Annotated in this window: 8 protein-coding genes and 1 riboswitch; of the genes, 1 reads left to right on the top strand and 7 read right to left on the bottom strand. The window is 69.6% G+C overall.

Annotation, left to right across the window (positions count from 1 at the left end):
- From RCJ92_RS13810 to RCJ92_RS13780, 7 genes are all read right to left on the bottom strand, one after another.
- Positions 1–707 (bottom strand): PEP-utilizing enzyme (locus RCJ92_RS13810; protein WP_446754846.1); only part of this gene is annotated, 707 nt, incomplete at its 3' end.
- Positions 704–2,728 carry a PTS fructose transporter subunit IIABC gene (locus tag RCJ92_RS13805; protein ID WP_446754845.1) on the bottom strand — a complete coding sequence of 675 codons (2,025 nt, stop codon included), beginning with the start codon at positions 2,726–2,728 and terminating at the stop codon, positions 704–706. The genes RCJ92_RS13805 and RCJ92_RS13810, both read right to left, overlap by 4 nt.
- A gap of 15 nt (positions 2,729–2,743) precedes the next feature.
- Positions 2,744–3,703, bottom strand: a complete 960-nt coding sequence (locus RCJ92_RS13800; RefSeq protein WP_138925487.1) for a 1-phosphofructokinase family hexose kinase — start codon at positions 3,701–3,703, stop codon at positions 2,744–2,746.
- Positions 3,700–4,473 carry a DeoR/GlpR family DNA-binding transcription regulator gene (locus tag RCJ92_RS13795; RefSeq protein ID WP_446754844.1) on the bottom strand — a complete coding sequence of 258 codons (774 nt, stop codon included), beginning with the start codon at positions 4,471–4,473 and terminating at the stop codon, positions 3,700–3,702. Before RCJ92_RS13795 ends, RCJ92_RS13800 begins: the two co-directional genes overlap by 4 nt.
- Before the next feature lie 135 nt (positions 4,474–4,608).
- On the bottom strand, positions 4,609–5,916 hold the full coding sequence (locus RCJ92_RS13790) for an MFS transporter (protein WP_138925488.1): 1,308 nt from the start codon (positions 5,914–5,916) through the stop codon (positions 4,609–4,611).
- Positions 5,917–6,046: 130 nt separating this feature from the next.
- A complete protein-coding gene (locus RCJ92_RS13785) occupies positions 6,047–6,541 on the bottom strand; it encodes a CoA-binding protein (protein ID WP_138925489.1) in 495 nt (164 codons plus the stop codon).
- On the bottom strand, positions 6,541–7,905 hold the full coding sequence (locus RCJ92_RS13780) for an O-acetylhomoserine aminocarboxypropyltransferase/cysteine synthase family protein (RefSeq protein ID WP_138174531.1): 1,365 nt from the start codon (positions 7,903–7,905) through the stop codon (positions 6,541–6,543). The genes RCJ92_RS13785 and RCJ92_RS13780 overlap by 1 nt, the downstream gene beginning before the upstream one ends.
- Positions 7,906–8,027: 122 nt before the next feature.
- A riboswitch (SAM riboswitch) is annotated at positions 8,028–8,122 on the bottom strand.
- A gap of 137 nt (positions 8,123–8,259) precedes the next feature.
- On the opposite strand from RCJ92_RS13780, the gene RCJ92_RS13775 reads away from it, so the two are divergent.
- Positions 8,260–8,555, top strand: a 296-nt coding sequence (locus RCJ92_RS13775; RefSeq protein ID WP_446754843.1) for a histidine phosphatase family protein, incomplete at its 3' end; no start/stop codon positions are given.

Raw genomic sequence — 8,555 nt, 5'->3', positions numbered from 1 at the left:
GCCTGCCCCGGGTCGGGGATCACCTGTCCGCTGACCCCGTCCACGAATACCTCCTGCCCCTCTGCGAGCCGCTGGCTGTCCCGGGCGGCCACGACGGCCGGCAGCCCCAGCGACCTGGCGATGATCGCGGTGTGGGACTGCGGTCCGCCTTCGGCCGTCACCAGGGCCAGCACCCGTGAGGGGTCCAGGGTGGCGGTGTCGGCCGGGGCCAGGTCCTCGGCCAGCAGCACGAAGGGCTGCCGTTCGTCCGGGATGCCCGGCGCCGGTTCCCCGCGCAGCTCGGCGACGATGCGGGCGCGCACATCCAACACGTCCGTGGCCCGCTCGGCCATGTACCCGCCCAGCGCGCTGAGCTGGGTGGCGACCGCGTCGGCGGCCTCCCAGATCGCCGATTCGGCGCGGGTTCCGGAGGCGACCAGGGCACTGGCCGACTTGAGCAGGGTCTTGTCCGCCGCCATCAGCGCGGTCGCCTTGAGCACCGCGCGGGCGTCGCCGGTGGCCAGCGCGGCGCGCTCCTTCAGCCGTTGGGCCACCCGCCCGGTGGCCTCGGCCAGCCGCGCGGTTTCCTCCTCGACGCTGCTGCCCTCGGGCAGCGGGGCGCCCTCGGGTGGGGCCGCCAGGGGTGCGGGCATCCGGCGCACCGGACCGATCACGCGGCCCGCGCTGACCCCTACACCGTGCACTATCTGGGATTGTTGCCGGCTCATGCCGCCACCTCCGTCTTGACCGGTGCGCCCTTGCGCACATACTTCTTCAGTCCCACCACCAGCAGGCCGGAGACGATCGTGCCGAGCACTGTGGAGACCAGGAACATGGGCCAGCTGCCCTGCATCGCGAAGAAGACGAAGATCCCGCCGTGCGGGGCCTGGCTGACCACGTCGAAGGCCATGACCATCGACCCGGTGATCCCGGCACCGACCATGGACGCGGGGATCACGCGCAGCGGGTCCGCGGCGGCGAAGGGAATCGCTCCCTCGGAGATGAAGGCCGCGCCCAGCAGCCAGGCCGCCTTGCCGTTCTCCCGCTCGGCCGGACTGAACAGCTTCGGGGCGATGAGCGTGGCCAGGGCCATGGCCAGCGGCGGCACCATGCCCGCGGCCATTACCGCGGCCATGATCATCCATGGGGCCGGGTTCTCCAGCGAGCCGGTGCCCAGCCCCGCCACGGCGAAGGCGTAGGCCACCTTGTTCACCGGCCCGCCCAGGTCAAAGGCCATCATCAGGCCCAGGATCAGCCCCAGCAGCGCGGCCCCGGTGCCGCTCATTGAGGAGAGGAACAGGTTCAACGCGTCGGTCAGCCGGGCGATGGGGCCACCCAGGAACAGGAACATCAGCCCGGAGGCGATGATGGAGCCAAGCAGCGGCACGATGACCACCGGCATCAGCCCGCGGGCCCACTTGGGCACGTTCCAGGAGCTGATCCAGCGGGAGGCCAGACCGGCGATCACCCCGCCAACGATGCCACCGAGGAACCCGGCGCCCATGAACCCGGCGACGGCGCCGGCCGTGAAGCCCGGGGCGATGCCCGGCCGATCGGCGTAGGCGTAGGCAATGTACCCGGCCAGCGCGGGGACCAGAAAGCCCATGGACAGCGAACCGATCTTGAACGCCACCGCCCCCAGGTAGGCGCCCAGCCCTCCCGCGGGCAGGTTGAACAGCGTGTTCGTTCCCAGGATGTCATCGGCCACGTCGGTGATGTCGTAGCCGCCAAGCAGGAAGCCCAGGGCGATCAGCAGCCCGCCGCCGGCGACGAAGGGGATCATGTAGGACACCCCGGTCAGCAGGGCCCGCTTCAGCCCGGCACCGAATGATTCCCGCTGACCGCCGCGCGGGTCCTGATGCCCGGATCCTTCCGGCGTGCCGGCCTGAACCCGCCGCGCCGCGGGGTCGGTGGCGGCCGCGATGGCCTGGCGCAGCAACGCTTCCGGCTCGTCGATGCCGCGCTTGACCGGCACCTGGATGACCGGTTTGCCCGCGAAGCGGGAGCGGTCGCGCACATCGACGTCCACGGCGAAGATCACCGCGTCGGCGCGGTCAATGACCTGCTGGTCCAGGGCCGTGGAGCCGGAGGATCCCTGGGTTTCCACCGCGAAGTCCACCCCCATCTCCTCGGCGGCCTGCGCGAGCGAATCGGCGGCCATATAGGTGTGGGCGATGCCCGTGGGGCAGGCGGTGACCGCCACGATGCGTGCGCCGGGCTCCTGCTGGGCGCCAGCGGCTTCCGGTGCGGTGCTGGGGGTTTGCGGGGTCGGCGCGGCGGGCGCTGCCGGGGCCGGGGTCCCGGAAAGCACCCCGTCGATCAGCTCCACGACCTGTCCTGGCTCGCGGGCCTCGCGCAGCGCCGTGGTAAAGGACTTTTTCACCAGGGCCCGGGCCAGGGTGGACAGCAGCTTCAGGTGGTCCTTGTCCGCCCCTTCCGGGGCGGCGATGAAGAACACCAGGTTCGCCGGTCCGTCCTTGGCCCCGAAGTCCACTGCCGGGGCCAGGCGGGCCATCGCAAGCGTTGGCGCAGTCACGGCGGCCGAGCGGCAATGCGGGATGGCGATGCCGCCGGGAACCCCGGTGGCCGTCTTCGCTTCCCGGGCCTTGGCGTCAGCGGCCAGGGCCACGGCGTCGCTGGCCCGGCCCTGCCTGGCCACCAGCGCGGCCAGCGCGTCAATGACCTGGTCGGTGCTGGAACCCAGGGAGGTGTCCAGGCTCACCAGATGCTGGTTGATCAGTTCGGTCATGGCTGCATCCTTGACTTAGAACGGTCCGTCGACGCTGACCGCGTCGGCGGTGAGATGGGTGGGGGAGGGGATGGTGGAACCCGGCAGGGCGACGGCCGCCGAGCCGTAGGCCACCGCGTGGGCCAGGCTTCCGGCCGGGTCCGAACCGGTGGATTCTGCGATCAAGTACCCGGCCAGGGCCGAGTCCCCGGCCCCGACCGTACTGCGCGGGATCACCGGCGCGTGCCGGGCCAGCCAGCAGCCCTCGGCGGTGGCCAGCACGGCGCCCTGCGCGCCGAGGGTGGCCAGCACGGTGCCCACCCCGCGCTGCACCAGGTAGCCGGCGGCGCGGGCCGCCTCTTTGGGGGACTGCTCGAACCCCAGGGCCGAATCCTGGGCGATCAATTCGGTCAACTCCTCGGCGTTGGGCTTGATCAGATCCGGCAGGTGGTTGGCATCAAAGGCAAACAGGCTGGCCAGCGGGGCGCCGGAGGTGTCCACCGCGATGCGTGGGGCGCGGTCGGCGAGCCTGCTGCGCAGGGTGGCGCACAGCCGGGCGTAGAAATCCGGGGCGACTCCCGGCGGCAGGGACCCGGCCAGCACCACCCAGCGGGCCGAGGCACCCAGCTCGCACAGCACCTCGGTGACCTGTTCCAGGGCTGGTGCGTCCAGTGCGGGGCCCGGCTCGTTGATCTTGGTGGTGGTCCCGTCCGGATCGGTGATTGTGATGTTGGTGCGCAACGGCTGGTCGATGGGGATGGCCCGGTGCGGCAGCCCGTCGGCTTCCAGCGCCCGCACCAGCGGGTCGTGGGCCGCCCCGGGCAGTACGGCCAGCACCGGCTGGCCGGCCTGGGCAATGGCACGGGCCACGTTCACGCCCTTGCCGGCGGCCTGCACCCGGCTGGCTGCGGCGCGCTGCACCTGTCCCGGGGCCAGCGCGGAGCTTAGCTCCACCGTCTGGTCCAGGGCCGGGTTCATGGTCAGGGTGAGGATCATGCCAGCACCACGTCCACGTCGGCCGCCTCCAGGGCGGCCGCCAGTGCGCCGGCCGGCGCGCGGTCGGTGCCCAGGGTGTCGACCTGGTCCAGGGTGGCGAACTGGACCAGGGTCAGCTCGTCGTGTTTCGTCGCGTCGGCCAGCACGACCACGCGCTGGGCGCTGGCCACCATGGCGGCCTTGACGCTGGCCTCCAGCGGGTCGGGGGTGCTGAGGCCGAAATCGGCGTGCAGGGCGTTGGTGCCCACGAAGGCCAAATCCGCCCGCAGCCGCGCATAGGCCGTTACGGTTCCGGCCCCGGTGGCCGCACTGGTCAGTCCCCGGACCCGTCCGCCAATGAATTCCAGCGCCAGCTGCGGGTTCGCGCTGATGCGGGCGGCGATCGGCAGGGCGTGGGTGATCACCAAGGTGTCCTCGCCACCCTGCTGGGCGATCAGGCCGGCCAGCTCGGCGGTGGTGGTGCCGGCATCCAGCATGATCGAACCGCCCGCGGAGGGCAGCAGCTGTTGTGCGGCCCGGGCGATGGCCTGCTTCGCCTCGGCGTGCAGGGTGCTGCGGTCGCTGTGGCTTTGCTCCCGGGTGCTGGCCGCGGCCAGTCCGACCGCCCCGCCGTGCACCCGGCGCAGCAGGCCGTCGGTTTCCAGCAGCGCCAAATCCCGCCGGACGGTTTCACGGGTGATGGCAAAACGTTCGGAGAGTTCCGCGACGGAGACCTTCCCGTGTGTTTCCACCGCTTCGGTGATGAGCCGGTGTCTCTCTTCGGCGAACATTCCTGCCTCCCGTGTGCGTGAGCTGACCCACAGTGATCTGTGTTTGTATGACTTTATGCCTGTTTGTGTGGCATCGTCAAGACATTTGGGGGGCAAAAGTTGGCGTTATGTTTGCTTATCTGTGCTTTGGGGCTCTTATTCGCCCTGCGGGGCCACTGGTTCCGGGGCGCCCTCGTCCAGCGGGTGGGCGATTTCGTCCCGCCAGAAGCGGCCGCACCACCAGGCGATGACGGCAAAGACCGGGGAGGCCAGGCCCGCGAAGATGAAGATCTCCCGCGGCGCAACGAGCTGGCTCAGCGGTCCGGTGACGGCCATAGAGACCGGCATCAGGGCCAGGGAGACGAAGAAGTCCAGGCTGGAAATCCTGCCGAGCAGGTGCGCCGGCACCCGCCGCTGCAGCAGCGTGCCCCAGGTGACCTGCCCAATCCCGTCGGTCAGCCCCACGATGAACAGCAGGATCACCAGACACCACAGGGCCGGGACGAAGCCCACGGCAACCAGCGGCAGGGAGCCAAAACCCCAGCAGGCCATCATGATGCTCAGGTAGCGCCGGGGCATGCGCAGCGTGGCGGTGGCCATTGACCCCAGGGCGCAGCCCACGCCGTAGGCGGCCAGTGCGGAGGCGAAGTCCGTCGCGTCCCCGCCCAGCCGGTCGCTGACCTCGAAGGGCAGCAGTACTTCGAAGGGCCCAATAAACGTGAAGACCGCAACCACCGCGAACAGCAGGGTCCAGCGCAGCCACGGGGTGCCCACCGTGTAGCCCACGCCCTCCCGCAGCTGGTGGATGATGCCACCCCCGGCCTGCTGCCCGCTGCCACCGGCGGGCCGGTCATAGGCCGGGGCATGGGAAATGCGGCGCAGGGTCAGCAGGGCCGCCACGTGGGTTACCGAAATCCCGGCAATCGCGTGGGCGGGGGAAACCGAGGCCACCAGCACCCCGGCCGCCAACGGACCCAACGCGGTCTGCACCACCGGGCGCACCGTGCCCTCGATGCCGTTGGCCGCCAGCAGCTCGGCGGCCGGCAGCATTCGCGGCAGCAGTGCCGAATAGGCCGGATAGAAGAACGCGGCCCCGGCCCCGGAGAGGAACCCGGCCAGCACCAGGTGCCACAGCTGCAGGCTGTGGGTCAGGGCCAGCGCCGCCGTGGCGCTCATCACCAGCAGTGAGGCGGTTTCCACCAGCAGCAGGATCTTGCGGCAGGAGTACCTGTCGGCAGCGATCCCGCCCAGCAGCACCAGGCCAATCAGGCCGAGCGAGGTGGCCGTGGCGACGCTGGAGAGCTGCACCGGACCGCCGCCGAGCTGGCGCACCTGGTAGACCATGGCCACCGCCCACATGCCGTGGGCCAGGGTGGAGAGCACCAGGGCGCACGCCAACACGGTGTAGTCGCGGCGCGCGAAGGGCCGCAGCAGGCGGATCGCGGCGAATGGCTTGGCGCCCATGGCGCACTCCTCGGGTCGGTGATTTGTCTATCGTCACCGACCCGATTGATATTTGTCAATCACTGTTTGCCGGGTCCGCCGCCCGGCCGGGCCGGCAGCCTGCGGCCGTGGCGGGGGCAGCGGTCAAGCGCTAGGCCAGCAGCTGGCGTTTGGAGGAGATCACCCCGGTGTTGAACCCGGCCAGGCGCAGCCCGCCGTGGAATCGGGCGTGTTCGATTTTCACGCAGCGGTCCATGACCACATTCAGCCCCGCGGCCTCGGCGCGCTCGGCCACCTCCTCGTGCCAGGAACCCAGCTGCAGCCACAGGGTCTTGGCCCCCACGGCCAGGGCCTCGTCCAGCACCCCGGGCAGGTCATCATGCTTGCGGAAGACCTCAACCAGGTCGGGGGTCTCGGGCAGGTCCGCCAGCGACTTGTAGACCGGTTGGCCCAGGATCTCGTCCACCACCGGGTTGATGAAGTACACCCGGTAGTTTGAGGAGGACAGCAGGTAGGTGGCCACGAAGTAGCTGGCCCGCGAGGGCTTGTTCGAGGCCCCCACGATCGCGATCGAGGTGGTCTCGCGCAGGATCTGGAGGCGCTGCGCGGCGCTGGGGCCCTGCCAGGTGCGTAGTGCGGTGCTCATTAGTTCGCTCCCTTCCCGGCCGGCACGGCGCAGGCCGCCGCGTCATAGGACGGCATCTCGAATTGGTGCTCCGGCTCCGGCTGCTGGGCGGCGCTCAGTGCCTGGTCCAGGTCCCAGATGATGTCCTCGACATCCTCCAGGCCCACCGACAGGCGGATCAGGTCCTGCGGCACCCCTGCCGCCTGCAGCTGCTCCTCGCTCAGCTGCTGGTGGGTGGTGGACCCCGGGTGCAGCACCAGGGTGCGTGCATCACCGATGTTCGCCAGGTGGCTGGCCAGCTGCAGGGCCTGGATGAACTTGGCCCCGGCCTGCCGGCCGCCCTTGATTCCGAAGCTGAAGACCGAACCCACACCCAGCGGCAGCAGCTTGCGCGCCTGCTCGTGCTGGGGATGGGAGGCCAGGCCCGCATAGTTCACGTAGCTGACCCGGTCATCGGCCTCCAGCCACTGGGCCACCTGCTGGGCGTTGGCCAGGTGTGCGTCCATCCGCTGGGCCAGGGTCTCCACGCCCTGCAGCAGCTGGAACGCGGACTGGGCCGGCAGGGAGGGGCCGAAATCGCGCAGCTGCTCACTGCGCAGCTTGGTCAAAAACCCGTACTCCCCGAAGTTGCCCCACCAGGAGACGTTCCCATAGCTGGGTACCGGCTCGGTCATGGTGGGGAACTTCCCGTTGCCCCAGTTGAAGGTGCCCGATTCGATGACCACCCCGCCCAGGGTGGTGCCGTGACCGCCGATGAACTTGGTCGCCGAATGGATCACGATGTCCGCGCCGTGCTCGATCGGACGCAACAGGTAGGGCGGGGTCAGCGTCGAATCGACCACCAGCGGAATGTCGTGGCGGTGCGCCACCGCGGCCAGCCCGGCCAGGTCGGCAATGTCCCCGGAGGGGTTGGCAACCACCTCGGTGTACACCGCCTTGGTGTTCGACCCGATCGCGGCCTCGAAATCGGCCGGGTCGTTGGAGTCGATGAAGGTGGTCTGAATGCCAAAGCGGCGCAGTGAGACATCCAGCTGGGTGATGGTCCCGCCGTAGAGCTTCGCAGAGGCGACAATGTGGTCCCCGGCCTGGGCCAGCGCGGCAAAGGTGATGAACTCCGCCGCCATGCCCGAACCGGTGGCCACCGCGCCGATCCCGCCCTCCAGGGAGGCCATGCGCTCCTCGAAGGCGGCCACTGTCGGGTTGCCGATGCGGGAGTAGATGTTCCCGTACTTCTGCAGCGCAAATAGGTTCGCTGCGTCATCGGTGTCCTTGAATACGAAGGACGTGCTTTGGTAGATCGGCACCGCGCGGGCGCCGTGTTCGGCATCGGGGGTTCCGCCGGCGTGCAGGGCACGGGTGCGGAATCCAAACTTGTGGTCGGCCATGGTGGCGTGACTCCTTATCGGCTCGTCTTCCGGCCCACCGCGGCATTGGCCGGGAGGGCCATCAAGGCAATATCCCGGAATCAATGTCTGTCTTCACTGCACTGGCCCTATGGCCGAAGACAGCTCCATCGTTTCTGGCGGTAGCACCGTATCCACCGGCTGTGGCAGGTTGCTGCGGCGTCATCGAACCAGATCTCTCGGCCGCTCGGGATGGTTACCCCCAGTGTCTCAACATGTGTGAATGTGACCCAAGTTGTGCGTCGAAAGATTGCGCGGCGCGTCACAGGCCCCATCCGGCCATCCGCACCCTGGGGGATTCAGCGCCACCGGCTGTACTGGCTAGACTCAAGAAGTATGAATGGTGCACTGGCTTTGGTTCGACACGGACAAACCGACTGGAACCTGGCAGGCAGGCTGCAGGGGCAGACGGACATCCCGCTCAACGCGACCGGGCGGGAACAGGCGCGCGCGGTCGGCGCCCGGCTGGCCGATGAGGGCTGGGATGTGGTCCTGGCCTCCCCGCTGGGCCGCGCCCAGGAAAGCGCGCAGATCATTGCCAAGACCCTTGGGGCCCGCACCGGCCCGCCGGTACCGGAACTGGTGGAGCGCGGATTCGGGCCACTGGAGGGGCAGTGCCGCTCGGAGCTGGA

This window comes from Glutamicibacter sp. BSL13 (assembly GCF_052928425.1).
Note: the sequence above shows the minus strand (reverse complement) of the source record. Positions and strands in the feature narration are given on the sequence as shown.